Raw genomic sequence first — 24330 nt, forward strand, 5'->3', positions numbered from 1 at the left:
TATGGCAATTCAAGTACTCGTGAATCTATTACTTGCTATATTTTGGCTGTTCGTTAATGACAGCTACACTCTTAATAAATTTGTATTAGGATACGTCTTCGGTTTATTACTCGTATTCTTAATGCGTAAGTTACTACCTGGACGTTTCTATGTGGTTACACTTTATTACGTAATCAAATTGATGATTATCTTCTTAGTTGAACTCATCAAAGCGAATATTGATGTAATCCGCATTGTCATTAAACCGAAAATGGATAACGAACCTGCATTCTTTGTCTACGATACAGATTTAAAAGAACCATGGGAAGTTGTCGTATTAAGTACACTCATCACCCTTACACCAGGGACTATCGTTCTTGGCGTCAGTGATGATAACAAGAAAATCTATATTCATTGTTTAGATTTCAGCACGAAAGAAGAGGAAGTTGAAGGTATTAAATCTTCCTTAGAAAAAGCTGTCAGAGAGGTGGGAGAAGCATAATGTTTGCCTATAATGTCGTTATTATAATCGCATTGATTGTCGTTGCACTTTCGATACTCGGTATGTTGGTACGTGTGATTCTCGGCCCTTCTCTTGCCGACAGAGTCGTAGCTTTAGATGCGATCGGTATTCAATTTATGGCGATTGTTGCTCTGTTCAGTATCTTCCTAGATACTAAATACATGATTGTAACAATCCTGTTAATTGGAATCATCGCATTCTTAGGTACAGCTGTCTTCGCGAAATACATGCAGGAAGGTAAGGTGATTGAACATGATCGACGCGATAATGATTAGTTTGTCATTATTCTTTGTAATTGTCGGTGCGATTATCAGTGCCCTTTCTGCCATTGGTCTTTTACGTTTGAAAGATGTTTATGGCCGTGCACATGCTGCTGGTAAAGCAGCAACCTTAGGTTCAATGAGTTTATTATTAGGTGTCTTCTTATTCTTTATTGGCCATGATCATTATGTGAATCCACAATTGATTATTGGGATTTTATTCATCTTGATTACTGGACCTTTATCCAGTCACTTAATTATCAAAGCATCTTATAAAATTAAAACACCTTACTCACGTTCGACTAAGTTAGACGAAATGAGTGAATTACAAAAAGATAAGCCAAAAGCAGCTGACAAATCTTAATGGATTCAGACGCCGTAAAGTACTGTGACAACAGTATATTACGGCGTCTTTTCTTTTGACTTCAGCTTGTGATGCAAAAAGAAATGTGCTATATTAATTAAATCGAAACTATTACGATTTAAGAAGGTGACGCTATGTCTTGGACAATTATCGGCGGTGGTATTCACGCCGTTACTATTGCGATTAAACTCCGTGCTTCAGGTTTAGCAGCTGAAGACTTAACAATTATAGATCCTCATAATTCACTATGCGAACAATTTGATGATTTCTCTTGCCGTATCGGTATGCCGTTTTTACGCTCACCACATGTACACCATGTTCATCCTGACCCTTTCCACTTGAAACATTTTGCGAAAACAAATCAATATACAGGTGCCACTTATGGCAAATATCAACGTCCACAACGCGATATGTTTATGGACCATGTGCATAAAATGCTGCATGAATTTGATTTAAACAGTCGTCATATTAAAGATGTGGCTGTTAATATAGACCGTGTTGATGGTCAATGGCAAGTCGATATGAAAGCACACGACACTGTCACAAGCGATTATCTCCTTCTCGCTATCGGCAGTAACAATATTCCGCATATTCCAGATATGTATATCAATCAGCCTGATGTGAAACATATCTTTGATGATGAAACAATTCCTTATCAAGATGCCTCACATGTCATAGGCAGCGGTATTTCAGCAGCCCATTTAACATTAAAATTGATTGAAGAATCAAAAGCTGAAACGGTTCACTTATGGATGAATAAGCCCATTGAAGTCTATGACTTCGATGCAGATCCAGGTTGGTTAGGCCCTAAAAACATGACACGCTATCGTGAAATCGATTCATCTAAAGAACGATTAAGTATTATTGCGCAAGAACGTCATAAAGGTTCTATGCCTAAAGAGTTATATTTACGTCTAAAAAAACACGTACAAGATGGACAACTTCAAATCCATGTGAATGAAATTCAAGCAGTAAAAAATCATAGAATTATTACTGAAAATGAAAGTTATGAATATGACCATATACTGCTTGCGACAGGCTTCAAAAATAACATTATGCAAATGCCTGTCATTCAAAGCTTTGTGGAAAATACACAAGCACCTTTAACAGAAACAAAACATCCTGTCTTAAATGAAAGTTTAGAATGGTTGCCAGGTGTATTTGTTTCAGGCGCACTCGCTGATATTGAATTAGGTCCATTTGCGAGAAGTTTTGCGGGAGGCAGAGAAGCTGCAAGCCGTATTTCAAAAGCATTTATCAATCAAGAAGAGAAAGTTTCTTAATATAAAGAAAAGGTTCCCTCGTCATTTGACCAAAGGGAACCTTTTTCTATCTATTTATCTTTATAATCACGCATCGCGTTTTTATATTTCCTTACACACTAAAAAAGCAGTAAAGTTACGCTTCTCAAAGTAACTTTACTGCTTAAATATAGTCATCTATTTACGTGGTTTCAACATCATCGTTCCACGCATGACACTAATTAATTTGTCTTGATCATCTACAAGGTTGATATTCCAAACTTGTGTCGAGCGACCTCCATGAATCAATTCCGCAATCGCATATACATAGCCGTCTATAGCTGAACGGATATGATTCGTATTCATTTCAAGCCCTACTGGAATGACCTTATCCGTATCTACCATGTGTGCAGCACCAATAGAACAAGCTGTTTCACCGAGTGCCATGGTTGCGCCACCATGAAGGTAGCCGAAAGGTTGTTTTACTTTATCACTGACAGGCATTTTCATTTTAACGTAACCTGATTCGACTTTAAGCACTTCCATTTCTAATGTTTCTAATAAATTCGTCATCCCATTCTCTCCTATCGACTAGATTACTTCTATAATATCATAGCCGCAATCGTACCGAAGACCATTAACGGTATGTTATAGAATACGAAAGTCGGAATACATGTATCTCTAATGTGATCGTGTTGGTTATCTACATCAAGTCCTGCAGTCGGTCCTAAAGTTGAATCACTGGCTGGTGAACCTGAGTCACCTAAGGCACCTGCTGTACCGATGAGTGCGATTAATGCCATTGTGCTCATACCAAGTTGTTCACCTAGTGGAATAAACAGTGCTGCGATAATTGGAATCGTCGCGAATGATGAACCGATACCTAATGTGACGATTAAACCAATTACATACATTAAAATAATCGCGATTAATTTATTATCTCCAGTCATGTTGGCGATACTTTCTACTAAACCTTTAACATCGCCTGTCGCATTCATAATCCCTGCGAAACCATTCGCAGTTAAAATAACGACACCAATGTAAGCCATGATTTTAATACCTTCTGTAAATTGTTTGTCCAATTCAAACCATTTGAATGAACGAGAAAGGAACAAGACCATCACACCGGCTAACGCACCGAAAATCATTGACTCAGTGAATGTTTGAACTAAGAATGTTGCTAAAATCGCTACAATTGTTACACCTAAAACATATGGTTTTAATTCCTTAGGCGCATTTTCAATTGCTTTATCTTTTTTATATTCACGTGGTTTTCTGTAATAGAACATACCTAAAGCTAAACCGACGATATATCCTAATGATGGAATCAATAATGATTTCCAGATCATGTCAAATTCAATTTGGTGGTGTGCTTTGGTAAATCCAGTTTGAATAATTTGGTGATAGATTTGACCAAATCCATAAGGAAGTAATAAATATGGAAAACACAAACCGAAACTGATAACTAAGGCAATTTGACGTCTATCAATATTTAATTCATTAAATAAACTTAATAACGGTGGAATTACAATTGGGATGAACGCAATATGTACAGGAATCAAGTTCTGACTACTCATACTTAATAATAATAAAGCAACAATTAAAATAACTTTAATCGTAGAGCGAGAAACTTTCGTATTCTCTGCTTTGATTAAGTTGATGATTTTACCTACTAAGTAATCTGTAATGCCACTATAAGAAATTAATGCCGCGAAGCCTCCTAATAAAGCATAGCTTAAGGCTACTTCTGCCCCATCTACGATGTTATCCGTAAAGACATGGATGACTTTTTCTACTGACATCCCTGCGACTAGACCGCCAACTAATCCGCTGACGAACAGACTTAAAACAACGTTCAGTCTGAATAAACATAAAACAATCATTAATAAAACTGCGACTACTACTGCGTTAACCATTTTGCGTTACCCCTTTACTACATTATCGAACTAAAGTGTTATGTTAGTATAATAACAGTCCACTTTAGAGATGTCAATACAACATTATGTATTTCTAACACAATATAAAATACCCATCTCAATCAAAATTGAGACAGGCATTTTATGGTAGTTTAAATTTTAAGATTGTCTTAACCAATCTACTATACTATGGATTAAATAACCCGTTGGCCCTTTAGGACCATTGTAGTCTGATTTAGATGTCGTTGCTGGACCTGCAATGTCAAAATGCAAGTGCGGTGTACCAGCACTGAAGTGCATAATAAATGCTGCCGCAAAGAGCGCTTTGCCCATGCCATTTGTATGATTGACTAAATCAGCGACTTCACTGCGTTTGATTAAACTGCGCTCAGTAGCCGTAACAGGCAATTCATAAGTCCATTCCCCATTACGTTGTGTCAGTGCTGTAATAGCATCTAACGGTGCGTTGTTATTATTTTTAAAGACAGCTGCTTTATCAAAGCCGAGTGCCGCAATAGCAGCTCCAGTAAGTGTCGCAAAGTCTAATATGACTTTAGGTTCATGTTGTACTGCTTGGAAAACAGCATCGCCTAATACGAGACGCCCTTCAGCATCAGTATTTAATACCTCTACAGTTTCTCCGCTCATAGCTGTAAAGACATCATCTGGTTTCATAGCCGCTTCATTAATCATATTTTCAGCAGATGCAATAATACCTACGATATTCACAGGTAAAGCTAATCGATGTGCCGCTTCAATCATCCCTACTACATTTGCCGCGCCACACATATCAAATTTCATCTCTTGCATACCAGGTTTAGATTTAATAGAGTACCCGCCTGAATCATAAGTGATACCTTTACCGACCAATACGATTGGTGCTGCGTCAGGGTCATCTGCACCTTGATAAGTCATTGTGATTAATCTAGGACCATTTGCGGAACCTTTACCGACAGCATGGATTAAACCGAACCCTTCCGCTTGTAACGTTTCTGCGTCTTTCACATCAACTTCTACTGCCGTTTCTGCGAAATGACCTGAAATAAGTTCTGCAAAATAAGCAGGAGTTAAAATGTTAGGCGGAATATTACTTAAATCTCTCGCAATTTTAATGCCTTCTCCAACTACTTCACCATCTTTAATGGCAGTAATTTCGTCTGGTTCTGCTTGATGTAATTTTAGATTTAAGTGATACGGTACTTTCTTATCTGATTTATAATTATCAAAAACATATAATGCTTTTTTACCTTGTAGGCCGAATAATTCAGCCATTTCATTTTTAGAAATCGCTTTTGATGCGAATGTTGAGAATAATACATCCGCTTCTGTTACATGTTCTGCTTTTAAATACTGCAGTAAGTTTCCGTATACTTTCATTGTTTGAATACGATCTAACTGCTTCAAATTGCCAAGTCCTACCGTAATCAAACGAACTTTAATGTCTCCTGTTTCAAAGAACGTCGAACTGACTTTACCCACTTCACTATGAATCATATGATGGTGCTTATATGTATCTAAAGCATCCGATAAATCATGACCTTGAACTGTGACTGTTCCTAATTGATTCAAGTGATCTGGCAAGCCGAGTACTAACGTGTTGCTGATTAATTCATTTTGTTCGTCAAATGTTATTTGTATTGGCATAATGTCTCCTCCATAAGATACAAAAGAGGTTGGTAAAAGCTGTTTATCAACAGTTTTGCCAACCTCTTAAAGTCTATATTAGCCGGCTTTTATGCATATAGCCGTATTATCATATTAGGTTAATATTAGAATTTACCTTTTTTGAATGCTAAGCCGATACCGCCAAGTTTGAAGATTGAACGAGTATCGATAACTTTTTTCATGAATGCTGCTTTTTTACCTACGATATTTTTACCGTAAACAACACCAATACCGTCATTAGCGCCTAATGAGCATACTGTACCACGGTTTACGTAGTTGAATGGCTCTTTAGGTTGACCATGTAAGATATTTTTGATGTTTTGAGCAACGTTTTCACCTTGTTGCATTGCGATTTGTGCAGTTGTTGGTAATGGACGTTCTTCACCTTCAGGAATGTAAGCTGATACGTCACCGATTACGAATGTTTCGCTATAACCTGGTGCAGTTAAGTCTTGGTTTACAACTAAACGACCACGTTTAACGCCATCGAATGATTCTTCCATTAATTTGCTTCCGCGTACACCAGCAGCCCATACTGAAGTGTTCGCTTCTAATTGTTCTTCTTTGTCGCCGACTTTAACTACGAAACCTTTTTCGTTTGCGCCAACAATCGGTGTACCGATTTTGAATTCAACGCCGCGTTCTTCTAAGTAGTTAACAGCGTGGTTAACTAATTCGTCGTCGAACATTGGAAGCATTTTAGGTGCTGCTTCAACACAAGTGATTTTAACTTTGTCACGGTCTACACCGTATTTGTTTGATAATTCATCAACGCGTTCAGTTAATTCACCTAAGAATTCGATACCAGTGAAGCCTGCACCACCTACTAAGAATGCAAGATCTTTAGGATCTTTTTCTTTTGAAGATGCATAGTTCGCAAATTTATCTTCGATGTGACGAGATAATTCACGTGCAGTGTGGATGTTTTCGATTTGGTAAGCATGTTCTAACATACCTTTGATACCGAATGTTTCACTGATGAATCCTAAACCAACCACTAAGATGTCATAGTTGAAACGACCATTGTTTGTTTCTACTACTTTAGCTTGTGGATCGATTTTTGTTACTTCTGCTTTAAGGAATTTCACTTTATCTTGCTTGATTACACTTTCGATTGGGAAGATAATATCTTCATAGTTTACAGTACCTGCTGATGCTTCATGTAAAAGTACTGATTCATAGTGATAATCATCTCTATTGATTAAAGTGATGTCAGCTTCGCCAGCTGGTAAAATCTTTTGTAATTTTGTTACAGTTTGCAAACCTGCATAACCTGCCCCTAAAACAATAACTTTTTTTGTTTCAGCCATTTTATTCACCTATGCTTTCTTAAAATTTTTGTTAGTATACGCTATCTTAATATATACCCCATTTGATTGAAAAAATGTCAAAATAAAGACAAATGCCATTCCTCTTAATTCTATAATTAACCAAACACTTTTTCAAGGTAATACTAAGAAAACAACTGATAATTTCAGAATTTACTGATTCTCAAGTACCTTTATTATGGTCATAGTTAGTTGGAATTTTAAAGTAAAAACATTTTCCAACTAAAAAAGAGTTGAGGAATATCCCCAACTCTGAATTGTATAAATGAAAATTGATTAACAATCTTCAGGTTGTCCAGCTACTTTCGCTGTTCTAAATGAGCTGCCGCAACCGCATGATGCAATCGCATTTGGATTATCAATTTGGAATCCGCCGCCCATTAATGATTGTTTAAAATCAATTGTTGTACCTTCAAGTACTGGTTTATCATATTTGTCGACTAATACTTTAAGACCGTAGAATTCGATAACTTCATCGTTCTCCCCTGGTTCTTGTTCTGCTGACATGCCGTAAGTTAAACCTGTGCAACCGCCGCCGTTCACTTTAATTTTCAAGTATCCATCTGGCATATCGTTGCTTTCTAACATACTTTTGACTTCATAAGCTGCAGCTTCTGTCAAAATCACTGTAGACATATTATATTCCTCCTTGTAACACGTCTTTCTATTGAATAAAACTTAGAAAATCCAAGTTTCCTCTATATGCTTATAAATATTTTGCAATAAATCGTCTGGTGAATCTCCTTCAACAATATCACCATTCACTAATGCATACAAGCCACTCGAACATACACCACAGTTTTGCAGACAACCATATTCTAAGACATCTACACCTGGGTCTTGGTCCAACTGATTGTATACATAGTCTCCGCCTTTTGCCATGTTTGAAATGCAAAATTCTACAATTGGATTCATAATGCACCTCTTCATATTTTTGAGTCATACAATTATAACATATTTCACTGACTTTCTCTTGGGTTTGAACAGATTTTTTCCTTTTAGAACATTGTTTGTCTGAAATGTGAAAAAAGATTATAATAAATGAAAGCGTATTTTTAGAGAAAGCTTCTAAAATGACGTTGGTTACAATTCAACATAGCTTTCAGTCATCAAGCAGTGATGCAGCGTTATATAAATCTTGATAAGAGGGGTTATCGGAATGAAGAATTTAGTAATGTTAGGTGGCGGTTATGGTAACATGCGTGTTTTATCGCATATTTTACCAGATGCATTACCAAAGGACTACACTATCACTTTGATTGATCGTATGCCTTATCACGGTTTGAAACCAGAATATTATGCTCTGGCAGCGGGGACCAAATCAGATAAAGATGTACGATTACAGTTTCCGGAATCTGAGAAACTTAATGTTGTTTACGGGGAAATCTCAGCTATTGATTTAGATGACCAAATTGTTTCTGTCGGTGATACCAAAGTAGATTATGATGAACTTATTATCGGACTTGGGTGCGAGGATAAGTATCATAATGTACCAGGTGCTGATGAATTCACTTACAGTATTCAAACACTATCTAAATCTCGTAAAACTTACCACACGATTAACGAATTGCAAGCGGGGGCAAAAGTCGCAATTGTGGGTGCTGGACTTAGCGGTATTGAGCTTGCAAGTGAGTTGCGTGAAAGCCGTTCAGATTTAGACATCAAACTTTACGATCGCGGAGAACGTATTTTAGCACGTTTCCCAGAAAAATTAAGCCGCTTTATTGAAAAGTGGTTCCGTAAGCATAACGTGACAGTCGTACCAAATTCAAATATCAATAAAGTAGAACCAGGTCTGATTTATAATCATGATGAACCTGAAGAAGTAGATTTAGTCGTATGGACTGCAGGGATTCAACCTGTTTCAGTGGTGCGAAATTTACCTGTAGATGTAAATAAAAACGGTGCAGTGATTATTAACCAATATCACCAAGTACCGACTTATCGCAATGTCTATGTCGTTGGTGATTGCGCAAACTTACCGCATGCACCAAGTGCACAACTTGCTGAGGTTCAAGGAGACCAAATTGCTGATGTGTTGAAGAAACAATGGCAAGGTGAAGCATTACCTGATAAAATGCCTGAACTTAAAGTACAAGGCTTCCTAGGGTCACTTGGAGACAAACAAGGTTTCGCTTATGTGATGGACCGTCCACTCACAGGACGCATCGCCTCTATTTTGAAATCAGGTGTCTTATGGTTGTATAAATATCATAACGGTTAATAAAAAGATGATTATAAACAAACGCTCAAGTACTGAAATACATGTACTTGAGCGTTTTCAAACTAAAACAAGCCCTCTTTTGTTTTAGCTGTTGATTCTATTGTGCTACAAAATGTTCATCAATGAATCTTGTAATTGGTTTAAGTTGTACATAGCCGTCTGCCACATACATATCGTTCATTGTAACTAATGGATAAAATAATTCATCATTTTCAATTTGTTCGATAAATTGTTGATCGTGATCAGTTAAATTTTCAGTATCTTTTTCAAAATCAATATATGTGTATTCAAAGTTGATATCAGGATATTTACGTTCTAACAAGGCTTTCAGCCAATCATACGTGTCTTGAGATGTTGGCGCATTCACACAACTTGCGCATACTACATCTGCCCCATAAACTACTACGCTAACTTTAGTCATTTGGTTCCCCTCCATAGATTTTTTTCTCTAAGTCTATTATAATAAATAAACAAGCAAAATATGAAATTATATACTTGGAAGGAGATATATCCATGCCAACTGAAAATACAACAATGTTTGATCAAGTCGCAGTAGTAATCGAGCGTTTACGTCCATTCTTATTAAGAGATGGCGGAGATTGTACATTAATCGATGTGGAAGACGGTATTGTTAAATTACAATTACACGGTGCATGCAATACATGCCCAAGTTCTACAATCACATTAAAAGCAGGTATCGAGCGCGCATTGCTTGAAGAAGTACCTGGTGTAGTTGAAGTAGAACAAGTCTTCTAATCAACTTAAATAAATCGCATGACGAGATAGGCACAGTCTGTTTTAACAGCTGTGCTTCTTTTTTATTCTGTATAAGCTTTAATAATCTGACTTAGGCATTCTGCTGCGTCTTGTTTACCTACTAAATCATCATAATATTTTTTGAATCTATCATCTGTTATATAAAGCTCAGCCATAGCTTGATGATAACCTTCACTATATTGACCACTCATCAATTTCAACCATTGACGATGCGCGTTAAATACCGCTTCAGCATCTGAACCTTGTACATCAATTTGATTATGTTCTAATAATTGATTTAGTTTTTCTTTGATAATTTGTTCTTGCTGTTGTGCTTGTTCATATTCTAATTCTGAAAGATGACTCAAGTGATGTTCTGCCTTATCTAACGCTTCCTCACCATAACGTTCGATCACTTCTTCACCATATTGTTCACGATTGTCGGTTATTTCCTTTTGTTTAAACACTTCAAACTTTTCTTTATCTGGCATCATAACTTCCTCCTGTTCTATTTTATTAATCCACTGAATTAAAGATTGAATTTCCTGTTGTTTCTCCAATAACTGTCTCTTTTGTTCTGCTAAAAGCTGTTGTGTATTTGTATTTTGTGCTAATACTTGTTGAATCTTCGATAACGGAAAGTCTAATCGACGTAGCAACATGATTATAGACAATGTATCTAAATCCTCTGATTGATACACACGGTAGTCATTCTCTTTTATTCTACGTGCTTTAAACAAACCAATATCGTCATAATACCGTAACGTCCGTTTGCTTAGTCCTGTTAATTCAGACAGCTCACTTACTGTATACTGCATGTTTTTCACCTCCTGATACTTACATTAAGGGTTGACGTAACGTGAAGGTCAACTCATTTTCCAATATTTTTCACATTTAACAATCAATTTCAACATTTTTAACAAACTAAAAAACGCAAATGATATTCACATACCATTTGCGTTTTGATTCATTATTTTTCCTTCATGTGTTGTGCGATACGCTCGTCGATGTAGACCCAGCCTTTCCAGCCGATGTGGACTGCATCTGTGATGACATAAGGTTCATAGTCCTTATCTGTCAGGTCATAAATTTGGCCACCGTTTTCAGTAACGACACGGTTGATTTTTTCATAAACAGGTTTACGTTTCTCTAAATCAACACCGATGTGATCATACCACTTTCCATTTGCGGGAATACTGATATATTCAACATCTGCCCCTGCTTCTCTCATTGTATCTACAAGTAATTTCAAGTCATTAAACTCTGGTGAGTTGATATTGAATTCATAGTCACGTTTAACACGACGTTTATTCGCTTGAATTAATTTCCAATACTTATCTCGGATATGGTATTCATTCGATTTCGAATGCGCTTCGCCATATTGTGTCGCAACATCTCTCATTTCTGACCATGATGCTTTTTCACTTGTTACAGGTTTTACATGTTCTAAAGGAACGTCTTTAAAATTAGCTAAACTTTTGATTGCTTCAATTTTAACTAATTGATTCTCTTTAAAATTAGAAATATAATTGCCATCCGTTTTGCCATTATGCTTTACTGTTGCTTTTAAAAAGTCTTTATTGTGGACGTGTTTGAATTGCAGCAATCGTTTCGCATAGCGTTGTTTCAGTTCATCACTCATATTTTTTTGGTGGAACAATTGATTGATTTGGTTTTGGGAAACACGTGCATCAAAGTTTTGATTCGTCAAACCATGATTTGTGAACCATTGCGGTGAAATAATGAAAGCAATTTTCTTTCCTTTTAATTCATCATAATTTGATGCAAGTTCAATACCATTGACTAAATCTGTATTCCCACCGGTACCGATTAAGAAAGGTTTACGTGATGCATTATGTGAATTTAATGCAATCGCCGGGTTGAATGGATCATCTTTCTCTAATTCACTTGAACCATAAATCGGGTAAAATTCATCGTTGTGTTTAAATAAACGCTGCTGTATTAAAGTTCCTTTTAATACTTGGTCAGTCAATGACACACGATTTTCAGCAAGTGTTTTTTGATTAACGAGTCCAGTAAACCAGCTCGCTGGCAGCAATACAAAGATAATAAAAATGGCACCGCTGATTAATATCGGCAAAAATGGCTTTATTTTTGAACTCATTTAAGTTCTTCTAAAGCTTCAACAATTTTATTAGGAGTCGCCCACTCATCACGATCAAAGTCCATAATTGAAACTTCGATACCTAATTTATTTTGAATTTCTAATAGTAAGCCTACTGTTTGGAATGAATCGATAATACCTTCTTCAAAAATTTCAACATCTGGATTTTCTTTAACGATATCGTTCTCTGCTACTTCTGCTAATAAGTCTAAAACTTGTTCTCTAAATTCCATAATATTATTAAATCTCCTTTATTAAATCAATTTACCTGAAAAGATTAAGAATCCGAAAGTGACAAAGTGGAATGTGATAATAACACTGAGTGCTGTTGTGAACTTGTTATTAAAGCGAGGCGGATGTGTCTTACGCCAACGTTCATAATAACCATAACCAATAAAGCCTGCCGCATGGTATAAACCATAAACAATGTAATAAATTTCGATGCCATGCCAGATACCCATGATAAAGAAGTTGATAAAGAACGCGACATTCGACATTGCGAATTGACTCTTTAATAATTTCTTTTTAGACATGTAGAAGAGCGATCTCATATAAATACAATCACGGAACCAGAATGATAACGTCATATGCCATCTGTTCCAGAAGTCTTTAATATTCTTCGCTTTAAACGGCTGGTTAAAGTTCGGCGGTGTTTTGATACCGTAAATGTAACTAAACGCAATCGCGAACAAACTGTAACCTGCGAAATCAAAGAATAAATACATGCTGTAGGCATACATATATAACCAATAGTTTGTGAAACCATGTAAGTGCAATTGCAACGGCATCACACCGTATTGATTCACAAAATACGCGATAATATATTTATATAAGAACCCTAGCATAATCATATGCACTGCTTTTAAGATTAAACCACGGTATTCATCTTTAGTCGGTACTTTTTTATCATCTTTTACAAATCGTTTATAGCGGTCAATCGGTCCAGATGAAATCGTCGGGAAGAATGAAATGAATTGGAAAACTTTCCCCCACTTGATTTCTTTAATAGAACCGTCACGAATTTCCATAATCAACTGTACACTTTTAAAGGTAACATAAGAAATACCTAAAAAGCCGACAAATTGGATTAATTTGTGTTCGTGGAATTGAATTTGCTGACCACCGAGCCATGTACTTGTCAATACTTTAACAATGGCTAACGGCAAAATTGATAATGCCATCACGATAAAGAATTTTAAGAAAGTATTCTTCTTAGGTCGCGAATGGTAATACCACATAATTAAAAGTGCTTGCCAAACCACATATATTATAAAGCTAATCAGTTGGATACTTAAATATTTCTGCCCGAACAAGTTCAACTTATCGGAAGAAAAGATAATCACAACCATGATTGCTGTACTGATACCATTATAAATATAGCTTCGCTTACCTAAGAAACCTAAGATAATAACAGGTATAAGAATAATAAATGCAATCAGGAAGAAACTAAACGTACCATAAGGAATCATGAATTCAATTCCTCAGCGATTTGTTTACGGTCTAATTTACCGTTATTTGTTAATGGTAATTGATCCATCCATACAAATTTTCTTGGAATCATGTATTCGGGTAAGCTGGATTTCAATTGTTGTTTAAGATCATGCGAATACTGCGCATTGTCTTCCACTGTTTGTGTCGGTACGACTGCGCCGATTAATTGAACGACTTTGCCGTTTTTATAAATCGGTACGACTACCGCTTCTCTCACTAAATCTGACTGTCTCAACAATGCTTCGATTTCTTCAAGTTCCATACGATAACCATTCATTTTGATTTGGAAATCAATACGTCCTTGGATGAACCATTGATCATCTTCAAATTTTGCTTTGTCTCCTGAACGATAGACACGTACGCCATCGACGTTACTGAAGACTTCTTTAGATTTTTCTTCGTTTTTTAAATAACCTGCACTGACACTGTTGCCTGCAATCAGCAATTCACCTTCCTCTGTTGTTGAAAGTGTTGTGCCAGGGCGTGCTTGGCCGACTGGAAGCGGATTGAAACGTTCCAAAATTTCTTGTGTAATCTGTACACTAGTAACCGCTACAGTAGCTTCTGTCGGACCATACGTATTATAGACTACTGCAGATGGGAAGCGTGTAAGCAACGCTTGTGCAGTACGATGCGGCAGAATTTCTCCACAGAAGAAGAACTCTTTCAAGCTTGGATATTGTTTTTCATCTAATGTTGGCAATAATAAGCACATTTCAATAAATGAAGGTGTTGAAACCCAAACATTGATTGGAGTCGCTTGTAACATATCATTCAGCAATTTAGGCTTTTTAATCATGTCTTTATCTACTAAATTCAATGTACCACCAGTAACTAAACATGGATAAATTGCCATCACTGATAAGTCGAATGAAAATGGTGCTTGGTTCAACCATTCCAGATTTTCACCGAATTGATTCAAATCTTTCATCCATGTCGCAAATTCAGTTAAGCTTGCATATTCAATTTGAACACCTTTAGGTTCGCCTGTTGAACCTGAAGTGAAGATTGTATAGACCACATCTTCAGCTTGCATACGTGGTTCAAATGAAGCATTTGAAGCTGTTTCTAAAGCTTCGATAGTTAAGACTTTGCCATGTTCAAAAGTTAATGCTTGTTCTGATACATCAAAAATAAATTCAGGTTGTGTTTTTTCAATAATCATTGCCGTACGATCTTCAGGTACTGAAGTATCAATCGGTACATAACCGCATCCTGCTTTAATACCAGCCATCATCCCTACGATCATATAAGGTGACATATGGCCATATAACACAACTGGTTTTTGACTCTCTTCGATAAGAGAAGCCAATTGGTCAGATTTCTCATCTAATTGTTGATACGTTAAAGTATCATCGATGTGTCTTACCGCCACTGTATCCGGTTGTTTATCTGCGAAATGTCGTAATACACTAATAATATCTGTCATAACTATACTCCTTTAATTAGAATTCATTGTATATAAAGTTATTGTGTGTGTCTCCTGAGCCATATATCAAATACAATGTAATAAATATCGCTAAATAAAGAGCAGTCAATAAATATGGTTTTAATTTGTTAAATGTTTCTGAAGTAGTATTTTGTTCTTTGGATTTCATCTTACACCCCTCTATCTCGGTCATCTTTTTCTCTTTTTTGCGACTCTATGCTTCCTGCTGAATGTCTTCTCCAATTCAACAAAATTATAATTCATTATAATCTTTTTCTCATGTATTTTCAATTGTATATTGGAAAAACCATACAATCTTTTTCATTTGTTCATAATTAATACAGACCAAGTTTGGTGTTCTGTACCAATGCGCTATCAGCCGGTTTTATATCTATTAAATGCACTAATATTTTAGCATTTACAGTTTACTTCTCTTCGGTTGGAAATACAATCCTTTCCACCCTAACAGAATTGTAATGCTTTTTATTTGCTTGTCACATCCGCCCTCAGCCCTATCACAAAATTAAAATGTAAAATAAGAAAAATGCAGTGATACACACTGTTCGTATGTACACTGCATTCTTTTTCTGTTTATTATTTATCAGTAACTGGTGTAATAGCCGGTTGGCCTTGCAGTACTGATTTCACATTATTAATAGAAAGTTGAATCATTCTATCACGCGTTACAACTGACGCACTACCAATGTGCGGTAAAGCAGTAACGTTTGGTAATTGTAATAACGGATGATCTGCACGGATTGGTTCTTCTCTGAATACATCTAAACCTGCACCGCCGATTTCACCCTCTTTTAATGCTTGCAGCAAGTCATCTTCAACAACCGTTGCACCACGGCCGATATTGATAAATATTGCATCATTACGCATTTTCTTAAAGGCTGCCGCATTAAATTTATCTTTTGTTTCCTCTGTTAAAGGTGCTGTACATACGACAAAATCACTGTTTTCTAACAGTTCATCAAATGAGACATAGAGTACACCTAATTCTTTTTCAGCTCTACGGTGACGACTGCGGTTATGATACATCACGTTCGCTTCAAAACCTTTTAAGCGACGTGCAAAGGCTTTACCGATATCACCCATACCGAAGATACCTACATTGGAACCATGGACATCTTTACCTGCAAGCAAGTAAGGTCCCCAGCTTTTCCATTCATCATCTTTAATATACTTTGCTGCTTCTACGATTCTGCGTGCTGTCGCAAGCATTAATGTGAAGCCGAGCTCTGCTGTTGTTTCAGTTAAGACACCTGGTGTGTTCGTTACGGTTACACCATGTTCTTCTGCTAAAGCAATATTGATGTTGTCATAGCCAACAGCCATGTTCGCAACGATTTTTAAATTAGGTGCCGCTTCTAATGTTTCTTCATCAATTCTTTCACTTAGCGTGATAAATGCTGCTTCTGCATCTTTGATTTCTTCTAAGAATTTTTCGCGCGGCATCGGAACGAATTCTTCATCCCACATTTTCACATCCGCAAATTCTTCTAATTGTTGAATAAATTTATCTGGTACTTTACGTGTCACTAACACTTTGGTCATCGTAACACCTACCCTTCTAAGTCTTTGATTACCTCATTCAAATCTTTGAATGTGTAAGTTGGTTGTTGATCTTTTTCTGCTAATTCTTCCTTACTTGTTACACCTGTTTGTACATGAATCGTATCAATACCTGCGTTGATACCTGACATAATGTCAGTTTCATATAAATCGCCGACCATTGCGACTTCTTCTTTCGGCAAATTAATAACATCCATTGCCATATCCATAATAATCGGCTGTGGTTTACCGATAAACGTCGGTTGTACTTTAGTAGATGTTGTAATCACACTTGTGATTGCGCCATTACCTGGTAAGAAACCACGTTCATTCGGAATAGATATATCTTGGTTTGTCGAAATAAACTTCGCACCATTACGCACACCGAGTGTACCTTGTGAGAATTTATCATAATCGACTTTAGTATCTAAACCGACTACGACATAATCCACATGTGTGTCATCAATCAATGTTAAACCTTGATTTAATAATGCTTGACGAAGTCCGCCTTCACCGATGACATAAATGGAAGCTTGCGCATTTTCTTGTTTAATATAATGTGCTGTTGCTAAAGCAGATGTAACTACTTCTTCTGGTTTCGCTTCAATGCCGAATCCAGCTAATTTCTTCACAACATCTTCTGGCACTTTAGTAGAATTGTTTGTCACATACAAATGTGGAATGTCGTGTTGGTTTAAATAATCAATGAATTGCTTAGCGCCGTCAATTTCATCAGCGCCTTTATACATTGTGCCATCTAAGTCAATCAGATAACCTTTGTATTGTTTCATTTATTTCTGGTCTCCTTTTCCAAATGCTGTAACGGGTACATTTTCATTGTTTAAGAAATTGATGACTTCATCAATAAAACGTTCATAGTCTTTAAGTGAAGCATCAAATAAAGGGATTAAATCTTTTGTATCTAATTGATCATATTGATGTACAAATCGTTTACGTACATCTACGGTTTGATTGATACCTTGTTGTGTTTCTTTAGAAATCACACCTTCTAATTCTAAAATGTCAATGACATCTTTATAATTACCTGGATCTCTTAAAACAAAACCATCAATGACCATATTTCCAATATCTACGGAAGACTCAATCAGCATTTGTGCAATTCTTTCAAATGCATAATGGTTCTCTTTATTTTCTGAATAATCTTCTGTTAACTTTTGTAAGTAATTCAGCTTATACGTCAATTTATCTTTATCAACAAAATACATGTTATTCAACTCCTCATCCCCTCAATCATATCACATCTTTGCAGTACAAATCATTTCTGTTTATACTTGAGAAAAGAGAATGTACAAAGGAGTCAATGAAATCATGATAGAGATGTTTTTATACGATGATAACGAAGAAGCTGATGTACAATATGTTGGAATGGTCGGAGAAGAAAGTCGTTATGATTTAATGATGTTCCAAACCAATCGTCATTACGGAAAAGTACTTGTACTTAACATGCAGACAAACAAATTTGGAATTATTGGACCAGACGACTTAGCAGAAGATGGTTATATTGCTTATACATTAGGTGTCAGTGAAGCAGAGGGAGAAGAACTGACAGCATATTTAAAAGATGTCATCCCTAGTGGCACATTTGATAGTGGAGAGTACTAATATTAAACACTAATAACAACTTTAAAATTGATATAACAAAAGGACAGCTATCGATCAGCTGTCCTTTTGTTTTTGATCAGAAGGTAAACTTGGCGCAATTTTAACATCATGTAATTTATCTGATGCATCGACTTCTATTTCTTCTTGTGCACGCAGTTTTTTCAGTTCACGTTCAGGAATGCGACGTAAAATAAAATAAGCACAACCGAAGTTGCAGTATTCTAGTAAGTAATCTTGAATCGTCGCAAAGCGTTTACTGATTTCTACTTTTTTATTAGAGTCTTTGTAAAAACCTTTGAGTCTTAATTGTTCATAGCCGAAGTCACCGACTACAAAATCATATTTATCTAGTATTTCTGAATAACGGTTCGCAAATTGTTCTTCATCGAAACAATCACGATATTGTTCGATCATTTCGAAGTATTTATCTCCTACTTTTATCATGTATGTCACCTATCAATTCTATTCTTGAGCATTTTTGCTTGTTTCAATGTCTCGTGTGTTATTGACTTCAATCTTGAAGATTTACTTATATTATACATTATAACAGTAGTTGAATGACGAAAGAAGCGGACTGATTCAGCCCGCTTCTTCCCCATTCAAATCTATACTTATCAATTATGCTTCAGTTGATTCGTTTAATTTTTCTTCACCAATACGTTGTTTTTCTTTCGCAGCTTCGTTAACTTGCTCATCTGCGTGGTAAGAACTACGTACTAATGGTCCAGCTTGGCAATGTTTGAATCCTTTTTCCATTGCTACTTTTCGTAATTTACCGAATTCTAATGGTGAATAGTATTTTTCAACTTTCAAATGTTTACGTGAAGGTTGTAAGTATTGTCCAATTGTTAAAATATCTACATCTGCTGCACGTAAATCATCCATTGTTTCGTGAAGTTCTTCAATTGTTTCGCCTAACCCAACCATGATACTTGATTTCGTTGGAATATCTGGTTGTAATTCTTTAGAACGTCTTAAGAATTCTAAAGTACGGTCATATGTTGCACGCGCACGAACTCTCGGAGTTAAACGACGTACTGTTTCGATATTGTGGTTTAAAATATCTGGTTTAGATGCCATTAATGTTTCAAGCGCATCATAGTCGCCACCCATATCTGATGGTAAAATTTCAATTGTCGTATATGGATTACGTTCTCTTACTTTTCTTACTGTTTCAGCATAAACGTTTGAACCTGCATCACGTAAATCATCACGCGCAACTGCTGTGATTACCACGTGTTTTAAGTTCATAATTTCTACTGACTCTGCTACACGTTCCGGCTCGTCTAAGTCTAATTCGTTAGGTAAGCCAGTTTTAACTGCACAGAAGCGGCAAGCACGTGTACATACTGCACCTAAAATCATAAATGTAGCTGTTCGACGCTCACCCCAACACTCATGTATATTCGGACACTTTGCTTCTTCGCAAACAGTGTTTAAATTCTTCTCACGCATCATCTTCTTAAGACCAGTATAGTTCTCGTTCGTGTTCAGCTTTATCTTCAACCAGTCCGGTTTACGTAAAATCTCATTATTTTTTGTAGCCATTACAACACATACCCTCCTGTGTACTCATCTTCATCTTATTATAACGAATTTATAACAAAATGAAAACGCTATAAGTCATAATTCATAATTCTAATAATTTCTGTTTGAAAATATCTCTTAAAAATTCTGGCATCAAATATTCTGTCGGCAAGTTTTTAAATAGAGGGAAATAACGTCCAAACGTATACATATCAACAGTTCCTAATGTATAGATGTAATCATCAACAATCTCTTCTCCTTGAACAAAGAAACGAGATTCTGATTCAATATAACCCATTTGATATAAAATATAACCGCCGAAAATATCGCCTCTAAATCCTAAACCTTGCGCATGTTCGTGCATATACGCTTGTTCTTCAGCTGTTAAGATAACTTGTTTTAAATCACGGCCTGTAATTTTGATACGTACTAAATTAATCGGATGCGGCAACATTTGATGCACATCATATTCAGTGACGTTCGGCCCTTCGATGCCTTTGACTACTAACCCAGCGTTAATAATTGCACAATCTGCATGTGTGAACTCACATACACTTTCTGCAAGTAAATACGCTGTTTTGGTAATCATATCTGTTTTTCTTTTTAAGTTTACAGGATGATCAACTAAAGGCGTACTCATCAATGCTCTACCTTCTTCTTTAAAGTTCGTTTCAACTTCTGGCAAGGTGTCTTCAGGATGCAGGATTGCTGTTTTATGTACGACTTTCTTATTTTCAATCGTTAAATTAACTTCACCTAAGAAATGACCGTATTTTCCTGCTGCTGCCATTAAAACACCATTTTTCATTTCGCCTTCTTCAAAATAATGATGGGTATGACTACCAAAAATAACATCAATTTCAGGAATCTCTTCACATAATTTACGGTCGAAGAAGATACCGCAATGACTCATGATCATCAATACATCATAATTACCTGCTTGTTTCTCTACCTCATCTTTTATCGCAGCCATCGGATCAGTAACAACCCAATCTAAAGCACGATAGAACGGTGTGAAAGGTGCAGTTGCGGCAACAAATAAGATACGTACACCTTCAATTTCTTTAATATAACTCGATGTAATATGGTGTGGCAAATGGCCATCTTCATCAAACACATTACTGCAAGTAACCGCAAAATCAGCATCTTCATATAATGCGTTTAAATCTTCATGTGAAATGGTCATCCCTTCATTATTACCGATTGTCGCAATATCACAATGTGCGTCATTTAATAATTCTATATTTTTAAGGCCATGTGTTGCTTCTGTTACAGGTGCTGATAAATCAACATGGTCGCCGATATCTATATAAAGTGAAGGATGGTCTAGTAATGGTCTATGCTCTGCCATATACGCAGCAATACGTTCGTAAGCATGCAGATGGCTGTGAATATCATTCGTATGATAAATCGTTAATTTCAAACTCGACGCCTCCTTTAAAGCAATGATTTAATAATAAGATAAACCCCTAATAACAGCATCACCGTTCTCAGTAAAGCAACCACTGTATTAGATTTGATAGATTGGTTGATTCTAACACCGATTTTAGCTCCGACATAACTTGAAATAACTAAAACAAGCGCATAATGCCAAGCAACGTGACCTTGGAAAGTATGTCCGATAGAACTCATCACACTAGAGAAGAAAATCATCATCATACTTGTACCTACCGCAACGTGCGGTGGGAATCTGAACACTATCAACATTAACGGTGTCATCAAAGCGCCTCCACCGATACCGAAGAGTCCTGTTGTAATTCCAATGAAAAATGTTACCACGAATGCAAATACAGGCGGCACGTGATAATGATAAATCGTCCCATCTTTATCTACATATGTTTTTTCATACTTTTTCTTTTCAAAGAGTTTGATCGGCTTAATTGAATTACGTACTAATAATAAAATCGAAACCAGAATCAAAAACATACCGAAGTACAAATTAAATGAATCTAACGTTAAATAACGACTGATAAATGAACCGAATAAGGAGCCTGGTAATAATCCGAATAAGAATATATAACCATTTTTTGTATCTACTTGCTTAGATTTTAAATACCCTAATGTAGACACTAAACCTGTCACAATTAAAATAATTGAGGAAGTTCCAATCGCTATTTGAGGCGTAATCCCATGGAGTAAATCATGTTCCACACCTAAATAGACTAATGTCGGAACTATAATTAATCCGCCTCCAATTCCGACAAGCGAGCCTAAAATCGCTGATAAGGCTCCTATTAAAATGAGTAAGAGAATACTCACCATATCATCACTTCCTAAAATAATTTAAGCTGCTGCGGTGCTAAGCCTTCGTAGTCAATACCAAGAATTCGTTGAAATTCTTTCGCATTGTTTGCTGCGTGACCGCCTGAGTTGTTATTGAAAACTACATAAATCTTTTTAGCTTTTTGTTGAACAATACGCACATGTTGTGCAAGTTCTTCTAACTCTTCTGTTGTATAGTCATATAAATAGCGGACATCTCGCCACGCTTCGTCTGTCATATCTTGCTTAGTCCAACCATGACGGTTACGTCCATGATAACGTACAAAGGCTGTATCCGTTGTAATGCGGTTGACGAAAGGTGCTGAACCTTCCCCGACTTGCGGTTCATCGACAATCGCATGAATCAAGCCTTGTTCTGTTAAAAAGGTTAAAGTATGTTCTTTCATCTCCCCTTCAAACCAAGTTTGATTTCTGAATTCTATACAAACCGGCACATGTTTTAAATGTTCACGTACATAACGTATGTAATTAATATTTTGAGTCTTGCAGTCAAACCATGGCGGAAACTGAACAAGTACCATCGCAAGTTTATCCGCTTCAATTAATGGTTGAATCATTAACTTGAACTCTTCAAAGAGTTCATTTCGTGTCTCAGCAAAGTCTTTAAAATCCGCATGCAAAGTCAATGCTTGATGAATTTTCACCACAAACTTAAAACGATCGGGTGTTTCTTTTATCCACTTTCTAATATTGCGTTCGGGTTGAATCGCATAATACGACGCATCTAATTCTACCACTGGAAAATGACTCGCATAAGTCTTTAATTTGTCTGTTTTACGACTTAGATCAGTATAAAGAGAATCGTGATCTCCCCACCCTGTCAGTCCAATATCTATCATACATAATCACCAATCTCATTCTATCATATTTTATGTTTAGAACCTGTTCACTTCATCTTAGAATTGAAGTAAAAATAAGTACTGCGCAATGAACAACGCAGTACTTATTCCTCTTCATCTCTATGATTGAAAACGCATATCTTCAATTTGCTGCACTATAGATTCAACGACTTCATTCGCTTTACGGCTTGTCGCAAGTCTTGGTGTCTGACCACTCCATAATGACATTAATGAATGATCATGATTGGCAGTCGATGCTTTACGGATTGCTGAAGTCAATTGGTTTTGAATTGGATATTCTGGCACTTCTCCACGAAATGTAGACAGGTAATCTACAAAATCATTACGGATACCTCGTGCCATTTTGCCACTGAAAGCATTTGTTAATACGGTTGATGTTTCTGTGCTATTTAAAATTGCTTGCTTATACGCAATATCTGCACCGCTTTCTTGTGATGTTAAGAATGCTGTTCCCATCTGTACACCTGACGCACCTAAAATCAGACTAGCAAGTACACCCCTGCCGTCCATAATACCGCCTGCTGCGACTACAGGTATAGACACTGCATCAGCTACTTGCGGCACAAGTGAAATACTGCCAATCATTGGATATTCTCCATCTTCTTGTTTTAAAAATGATCCACGATGTCCGCCTGCCTCACTACCTTGTGTCACAATAATATCAATACCCGCTTCTTCATTCACAATTGCTTCTTCAACAGAAGTCGCGGTACCCATCACTATCATATGATGTTCATGCATTTTACGAATTAAATGGACATCTGGAATACCGAATGTAAAACTAACAATGGGTACACGTTTTTCAATCAAGATATCAATTTGTTGTTCAAGTTGTTGTGTTTCAGATAAATTCACTACGGGTTGTTCTAAATCCAATGCACGACGATAAGGATTTAACCATGCATTCATTAAATCAACTTGCGCACGCTTGATATGTTTTTTACTCGGCACAAATAAATTAACCGCAAAAGGTTGAGTGGTTAATAATTTAACTTTATCTATTTCCTCCGCAAGTATTTCTGAACTGAAATACCCTGCGCCTATCGTTCCTAAGCCTCCGCTATTACTCACACTAGCGACTAATTCAGGTGTTGTATTGCCTGCCATTCCGGCTTGAATAATTGGATACTTGATTCCAAGTTGTGCAGTGATTTTTGTATCTGACCACATATGTGAACA

At 36.4% G+C, this 24330-nt stretch carries 29 protein-coding genes; 7 read left to right on the forward strand and 22 right to left on the reverse strand.

All coding sequences use genetic code 11. The features are described 5' to 3' along the window. The first annotated feature begins 1 nt into the window (after window position 1). The 4 genes from KRR19_RS04390 (at window position 2) to KRR19_RS04405 (ending at window position 2409) form a co-directional block, all read left to right on the forward strand. Window positions 2-481 carry a Na+/H+ antiporter subunit E gene (locus KRR19_RS04390; RefSeq protein ID WP_216733473.1) on the forward strand — a complete coding sequence of 160 codons (480 nt, stop codon included), beginning with the start codon at window positions 2-4 and terminating at the stop codon, window positions 479-481. After that, window positions 481-777 carry a Na(+)/H(+) antiporter subunit F1 gene (locus KRR19_RS04395; protein ID WP_002481851.1) on the forward strand — a complete coding sequence of 99 codons (297 nt, stop codon included), beginning with the start codon at window positions 481-483 and terminating at the stop codon, window positions 775-777. Before KRR19_RS04390 ends, KRR19_RS04395 begins: the two co-directional genes overlap by 1 nt. Next, a complete protein-coding gene (locus KRR19_RS04400) occupies window positions 755-1126 on the forward strand; it encodes a Na+/H+ antiporter subunit G1 (RefSeq protein ID WP_002481850.1) in 372 nt (123 codons plus the stop codon). Before KRR19_RS04395 ends, KRR19_RS04400 begins: the two co-directional genes overlap by 23 nt. A gap of 134 nt (window positions 1127-1260) precedes the next feature. Further along, a complete protein-coding gene (locus KRR19_RS04405; protein WP_216733474.1) occupies window positions 1261-2409 on the forward strand; it encodes an NAD(P)-binding domain-containing protein in 1149 nt (382 codons plus the stop codon). Between the two features lie 156 nt (window positions 2410-2565). Here the strand turns inward: KRR19_RS04405 and KRR19_RS04410 are convergent, their stop codons facing one another. The 6 genes from KRR19_RS04410 to KRR19_RS04435 all read right to left on the reverse strand — a co-directional run bounded on the left by KRR19_RS04410 (window position 2566) and on the right by KRR19_RS04435 (window position 8191). Next, complete coding sequence (locus KRR19_RS04410) at window positions 2566-2940, reverse strand: PaaI family thioesterase (RefSeq protein ID WP_070848740.1); 375 nt, start codon at window positions 2938-2940, stop codon at window positions 2566-2568. A gap of 29 nt (window positions 2941-2969) precedes the next feature. Next, window positions 2970-4283 (reverse strand): Na+/H+ antiporter family protein, encoded by a 1314-nt coding sequence (locus tag KRR19_RS04415; protein ID WP_216733476.1) that lies wholly within the window; start codon window positions 4281-4283, stop codon window positions 2970-2972. A 159-nt stretch (window positions 4284-4442) separates the two neighbouring features. Continuing rightward, window positions 4443-5927 carry a leucyl aminopeptidase family protein gene (locus tag KRR19_RS04420; protein WP_156666743.1) on the reverse strand — a complete coding sequence of 495 codons (1485 nt, stop codon included), beginning with the start codon at window positions 5925-5927 and terminating at the stop codon, window positions 4443-4445. 125 nt (window positions 5928-6052) lie between these two features. After that, window positions 6053-7258: an NAD(P)/FAD-dependent oxidoreductase gene (locus tag KRR19_RS04425; protein WP_002481845.1), complete on the reverse strand. Its 1206-nt coding sequence runs from the start codon at window positions 7256-7258 to the stop codon at window positions 6053-6055. Between the two features lie 294 nt (window positions 7259-7552). Next, a complete protein-coding gene (locus tag KRR19_RS04430; protein ID WP_002481844.1) occupies window positions 7553-7912 on the reverse strand; it encodes a HesB/IscA family protein in 360 nt (119 codons plus the stop codon). 42 nt (window positions 7913-7954) lie between these two features. Then, window positions 7955-8191 carry a YuzB family protein gene (locus tag KRR19_RS04435; protein ID WP_002481843.1) on the reverse strand — a complete coding sequence of 79 codons (237 nt, stop codon included), beginning with the start codon at window positions 8189-8191 and terminating at the stop codon, window positions 7955-7957. 244 nt (window positions 8192-8435) lie between these two features. On the opposite strand from KRR19_RS04435, the gene KRR19_RS04440 reads away from it, so the two are divergent. Further along, window positions 8436-9500, forward strand: coding sequence for an NAD(P)/FAD-dependent oxidoreductase (locus tag KRR19_RS04440; RefSeq protein ID WP_002481842.1), 1065 nt, complete (start codon window positions 8436-8438; stop codon window positions 9498-9500). Window positions 9501-9597: 97 nt separating this feature from the next. Here the strand turns inward: KRR19_RS04440 and KRR19_RS04445 are convergent, their stop codons facing one another. Further along, a complete protein-coding gene (locus KRR19_RS04445) occupies window positions 9598-9921 on the reverse strand; it encodes a YuzD family protein (RefSeq protein ID WP_002481636.1) in 324 nt (107 codons plus the stop codon). A 92-nt stretch (window positions 9922-10013) separates the two neighbouring features. Between KRR19_RS04445 and KRR19_RS04450 the strand changes: the two genes are divergently transcribed. Beyond that, window positions 10014-10256, forward strand: coding sequence for a NifU family protein (locus KRR19_RS04450; RefSeq protein WP_002481635.1), 243 nt, complete (start codon window positions 10014-10016; stop codon window positions 10254-10256). Window positions 10257-10318: 62 nt separating this feature from the next. Here the strand turns inward: KRR19_RS04450 and KRR19_RS04455 are convergent, their stop codons facing one another. The 9 genes from KRR19_RS04455 to hepT all read right to left on the reverse strand — a co-directional run bounded on the left by KRR19_RS04455 (window position 10319) and on the right by hepT (window position 18084). Further along, on the reverse strand, window positions 10319-11074 hold the full coding sequence (locus KRR19_RS04455) for a MerR family transcriptional regulator (RefSeq protein WP_156666744.1): 756 nt from the start codon (window positions 11072-11074) through the stop codon (window positions 10319-10321). A gap of 152 nt (window positions 11075-11226) precedes the next feature. Next, on the reverse strand, window positions 11227-12381 hold the full coding sequence (gene dltD / locus KRR19_RS04460) for a D-alanyl-lipoteichoic acid biosynthesis protein DltD (RefSeq protein WP_023016015.1): 1155 nt from the start codon (window positions 12379-12381) through the stop codon (window positions 11227-11229). Next, on the reverse strand, window positions 12378-12614 hold the full coding sequence (gene dltC, locus KRR19_RS04465) for a D-alanine--poly(phosphoribitol) ligase subunit 2 (protein WP_002481632.1): 237 nt from the start codon (window positions 12612-12614) through the stop codon (window positions 12378-12380). Before dltC ends, dltD begins: the two co-directional genes overlap by 4 nt. Before the next feature lie 21 nt (window positions 12615-12635). Then, window positions 12636-13850 carry a D-alanyl-lipoteichoic acid biosynthesis protein DltB gene (gene dltB / locus KRR19_RS04470; protein ID WP_023016016.1) on the reverse strand — a complete coding sequence of 405 codons (1215 nt, stop codon included), beginning with the start codon at window positions 13848-13850 and terminating at the stop codon, window positions 12636-12638. Further along, window positions 13847-15301 (reverse strand): D-alanine--poly(phosphoribitol) ligase subunit DltA, encoded by a 1455-nt coding sequence (gene dltA / locus KRR19_RS04475; RefSeq protein ID WP_070848745.1) that lies wholly within the window; start codon window positions 15299-15301, stop codon window positions 13847-13849. The genes dltB and dltA overlap by 4 nt, the downstream gene beginning before the upstream one ends. Window positions 15302-15317: 16 nt before the next feature. Beyond that, entirely contained in the window at window positions 15318-15470 is a 153-nt protein-coding gene (locus KRR19_RS04480) for a teichoic acid D-Ala incorporation-associated protein DltX (protein ID WP_002481629.1), read from the reverse strand. Window positions 15471-15895: 425 nt separating this feature from the next. Next, entirely contained in the window at window positions 15896-16861 is a 966-nt protein-coding gene (locus KRR19_RS04485) for a 2-hydroxyacid dehydrogenase (protein ID WP_023016018.1), read from the reverse strand. A gap of 8 nt (window positions 16862-16869) precedes the next feature. Beyond that, a complete protein-coding gene (locus tag KRR19_RS04490) occupies window positions 16870-17649 on the reverse strand; it encodes a TIGR01457 family HAD-type hydrolase (protein ID WP_023016019.1) in 780 nt (259 codons plus the stop codon). Then, entirely contained in the window at window positions 17650-18084 is a 435-nt protein-coding gene (gene hepT, locus KRR19_RS04495) for a type VII toxin-antitoxin system HepT family RNase toxin (protein WP_023016020.1), read from the reverse strand. A 103-nt stretch (window positions 18085-18187) separates the two neighbouring features. Here hepT and KRR19_RS04500 point away from each other — a divergent pair, with 103 nt between their 5' ends. Continuing rightward, on the forward strand, window positions 18188-18481 hold the full coding sequence (locus KRR19_RS04500; RefSeq protein WP_002481625.1) for a DUF3055 domain-containing protein: 294 nt from the start codon (window positions 18188-18190) through the stop codon (window positions 18479-18481). Window positions 18482-18535: 54 nt separating this feature from the next. Here KRR19_RS04500 and KRR19_RS04505 read toward each other — a convergent pair whose 3' ends face one another. The 6 genes from KRR19_RS04505 to KRR19_RS04530 all read right to left on the reverse strand — a co-directional run bounded on the left by KRR19_RS04505 (window position 18536) and on the right by KRR19_RS04530 (window position 24321). Further along, complete coding sequence (locus tag KRR19_RS04505) at window positions 18536-18925, reverse strand: YutD family protein (RefSeq protein WP_156666746.1); 390 nt, start codon at window positions 18923-18925, stop codon at window positions 18536-18538. A gap of 174 nt (window positions 18926-19099) precedes the next feature. Continuing rightward, on the reverse strand, window positions 19100-20029 hold the full coding sequence (lipA, locus tag KRR19_RS04510) for a lipoyl synthase (RefSeq protein WP_002481623.1): 930 nt from the start codon (window positions 20027-20029) through the stop codon (window positions 19100-19102). An 82-nt stretch (window positions 20030-20111) separates the two neighbouring features. Beyond that, entirely contained in the window at window positions 20112-21431 is a 1320-nt protein-coding gene (locus KRR19_RS04515; RefSeq protein ID WP_105978192.1) for a bifunctional metallophosphatase/5'-nucleotidase, read from the reverse strand. Window positions 21432-21445: 14 nt separating this feature from the next. Then, entirely contained in the window at window positions 21446-22270 is an 825-nt protein-coding gene (locus KRR19_RS04520) for a sulfite exporter TauE/SafE family protein (protein ID WP_002481621.1), read from the reverse strand. Between the two features lie 11 nt (window positions 22271-22281). Next, the gene (locus KRR19_RS04525) at window positions 22282-23130 is read right to left on the reverse strand and encodes a DUF72 domain-containing protein (RefSeq protein WP_156666747.1); all 849 of its coding nucleotides are present in this window, start codon (window positions 23128-23130) and stop codon (window positions 22282-22284) included. A 120-nt stretch (window positions 23131-23250) separates the two neighbouring features. Further along, window positions 23251-24321, reverse strand: a complete 1071-nt coding sequence (locus tag KRR19_RS04530) for an NAD(P)H-dependent flavin oxidoreductase (protein WP_156666748.1) — start codon at window positions 24319-24321, stop codon at window positions 23251-23253. Window positions 24322-24330: the final 9 nt, after the last annotated feature.

This window comes from Staphylococcus sp. CWZ226, assembly GCF_018986355.1.
Lineage (GTDB): Bacteria > Bacillota > Bacilli > Staphylococcales > Staphylococcaceae > Staphylococcus > Staphylococcus simulans.

Excerpts from the sequence above, each read along its gene's own strand:
- KRR19_RS04390 (WP_216733473.1), top strand. The coding sequence starts at position 2 with ATGGCAATTCAAGTACTCGTGAATCTATTACTTGCTATATTTTGGCTG.
- KRR19_RS04395 (WP_002481851.1), top strand. The coding sequence starts at position 481 with ATGTTTGCCTATAATGTCGTTATTATAATCGCATTGATTGTCGTTGCA.
- KRR19_RS04400 (WP_002481850.1), top strand. The coding sequence starts at position 755 with ATGATCGACGCGATAATGATTAGTTTGTCATTATTCTTTGTAATTGTC.
- KRR19_RS04405 (WP_216733474.1), top strand. The coding sequence starts at position 1,261 with ATGTCTTGGACAATTATCGGCGGTGGTATTCACGCCGTTACTATTGCG.
- KRR19_RS04410 (WP_070848740.1), bottom strand. The coding sequence starts at position 2,940 with ATGACGAATTTATTAGAAACATTAGAAATGGAAGTGCTTAAAGTCGAA.
- KRR19_RS04415 (WP_216733476.1), bottom strand. The coding sequence starts at position 4,283 with ATGGTTAACGCAGTAGTAGTCGCAGTTTTATTAATGATTGTTTTATGT.
- KRR19_RS04420 (WP_156666743.1), bottom strand. The coding sequence starts at position 5,927 with ATGCCAATACAAATAACATTTGACGAACAAAATGAATTAATCAGCAAC.
- KRR19_RS04425 (WP_002481845.1), bottom strand. The coding sequence starts at position 7,258 with ATGGCTGAAACAAAAAAAGTTATTGTTTTAGGGGCAGGTTATGCAGGT.
- KRR19_RS04430 (WP_002481844.1), bottom strand. The coding sequence starts at position 7,912 with ATGTCTACAGTGATTTTGACAGAAGCTGCAGCTTATGAAGTCAAAAGT.
- KRR19_RS04435 (WP_002481843.1), bottom strand. The coding sequence starts at position 8,191 with ATGAATCCAATTGTAGAATTTTGCATTTCAAACATGGCAAAAGGCGGA.
- KRR19_RS04440 (WP_002481842.1), top strand. The coding sequence starts at position 8,436 with ATGAAGAATTTAGTAATGTTAGGTGGCGGTTATGGTAACATGCGTGTT.
- KRR19_RS04445 (WP_002481636.1), bottom strand. The coding sequence starts at position 9,921 with ATGACTAAAGTTAGCGTAGTAGTTTATGGGGCAGATGTAGTATGCGCA.
- KRR19_RS04450 (WP_002481635.1), top strand. The coding sequence starts at position 10,014 with ATGCCAACTGAAAATACAACAATGTTTGATCAAGTCGCAGTAGTAATC.
- KRR19_RS04455 (WP_156666744.1), bottom strand. The coding sequence starts at position 11,074 with ATGCAGTATACAGTAAGTGAGCTGTCTGAATTAACAGGACTAAGCAAA.
- dltD (WP_023016015.1), bottom strand. The coding sequence starts at position 12,381 with ATGAGTTCAAAAATAAAGCCATTTTTGCCGATATTAATCAGCGGTGCC.
- dltC (WP_002481632.1), bottom strand. The coding sequence starts at position 12,614 with ATGGAATTTAGAGAACAAGTTTTAGACTTATTAGCAGAAGTAGCAGAG.
- dltB (WP_023016016.1), bottom strand. The coding sequence starts at position 13,850 with ATGATTCCTTATGGTACGTTTAGTTTCTTCCTGATTGCATTTATTATT.
- dltA (WP_070848745.1), bottom strand. The coding sequence starts at position 15,301 with ATGACAGATATTATTAGTGTATTACGACATTTCGCAGATAAACAACCG.
- KRR19_RS04480 (WP_002481629.1), bottom strand. The coding sequence starts at position 15,470 with ATGAAATCCAAAGAACAAAATACTACTTCAGAAACATTTAACAAATTA.
- KRR19_RS04485 (WP_023016018.1), bottom strand. The coding sequence starts at position 16,861 with ATGACCAAAGTGTTAGTGACACGTAAAGTACCAGATAAATTTATTCAA.
- KRR19_RS04490 (WP_023016019.1), bottom strand. The coding sequence starts at position 17,649 with ATGAAACAATACAAAGGTTATCTGATTGACTTAGATGGCACAATGTAT.
- hepT (WP_023016020.1), bottom strand. The coding sequence starts at position 18,084 with ATGTATTTTGTTGATAAAGATAAATTGACGTATAAGCTGAATTACTTA.
- KRR19_RS04500 (WP_002481625.1), top strand. The coding sequence starts at position 18,188 with ATGATAGAGATGTTTTTATACGATGATAACGAAGAAGCTGATGTACAA.
- KRR19_RS04505 (WP_156666746.1), bottom strand. The coding sequence starts at position 18,925 with ATGATAAAAGTAGGAGATAAATACTTCGAAATGATCGAACAATATCGT.
- lipA (WP_002481623.1), bottom strand. The coding sequence starts at position 20,029 with ATGGCTACAAAAAATAATGAGATTTTACGTAAACCGGACTGGTTGAAG.
- KRR19_RS04520 (WP_002481621.1), bottom strand. The coding sequence starts at position 22,270 with ATGGTGAGTATTCTCTTACTCATTTTAATAGGAGCCTTATCAGCGATT.
- KRR19_RS04525 (WP_156666747.1), bottom strand. The coding sequence starts at position 23,130 with ATGATAGATATTGGACTGACAGGGTGGGGAGATCACGATTCTCTTTAT.
- KRR19_RS04530 (WP_156666748.1), bottom strand. The coding sequence starts at position 24,321 with ATGTGGTCAGATACAAAAATCACTGCACAACTTGGAATCAAGTATCCA.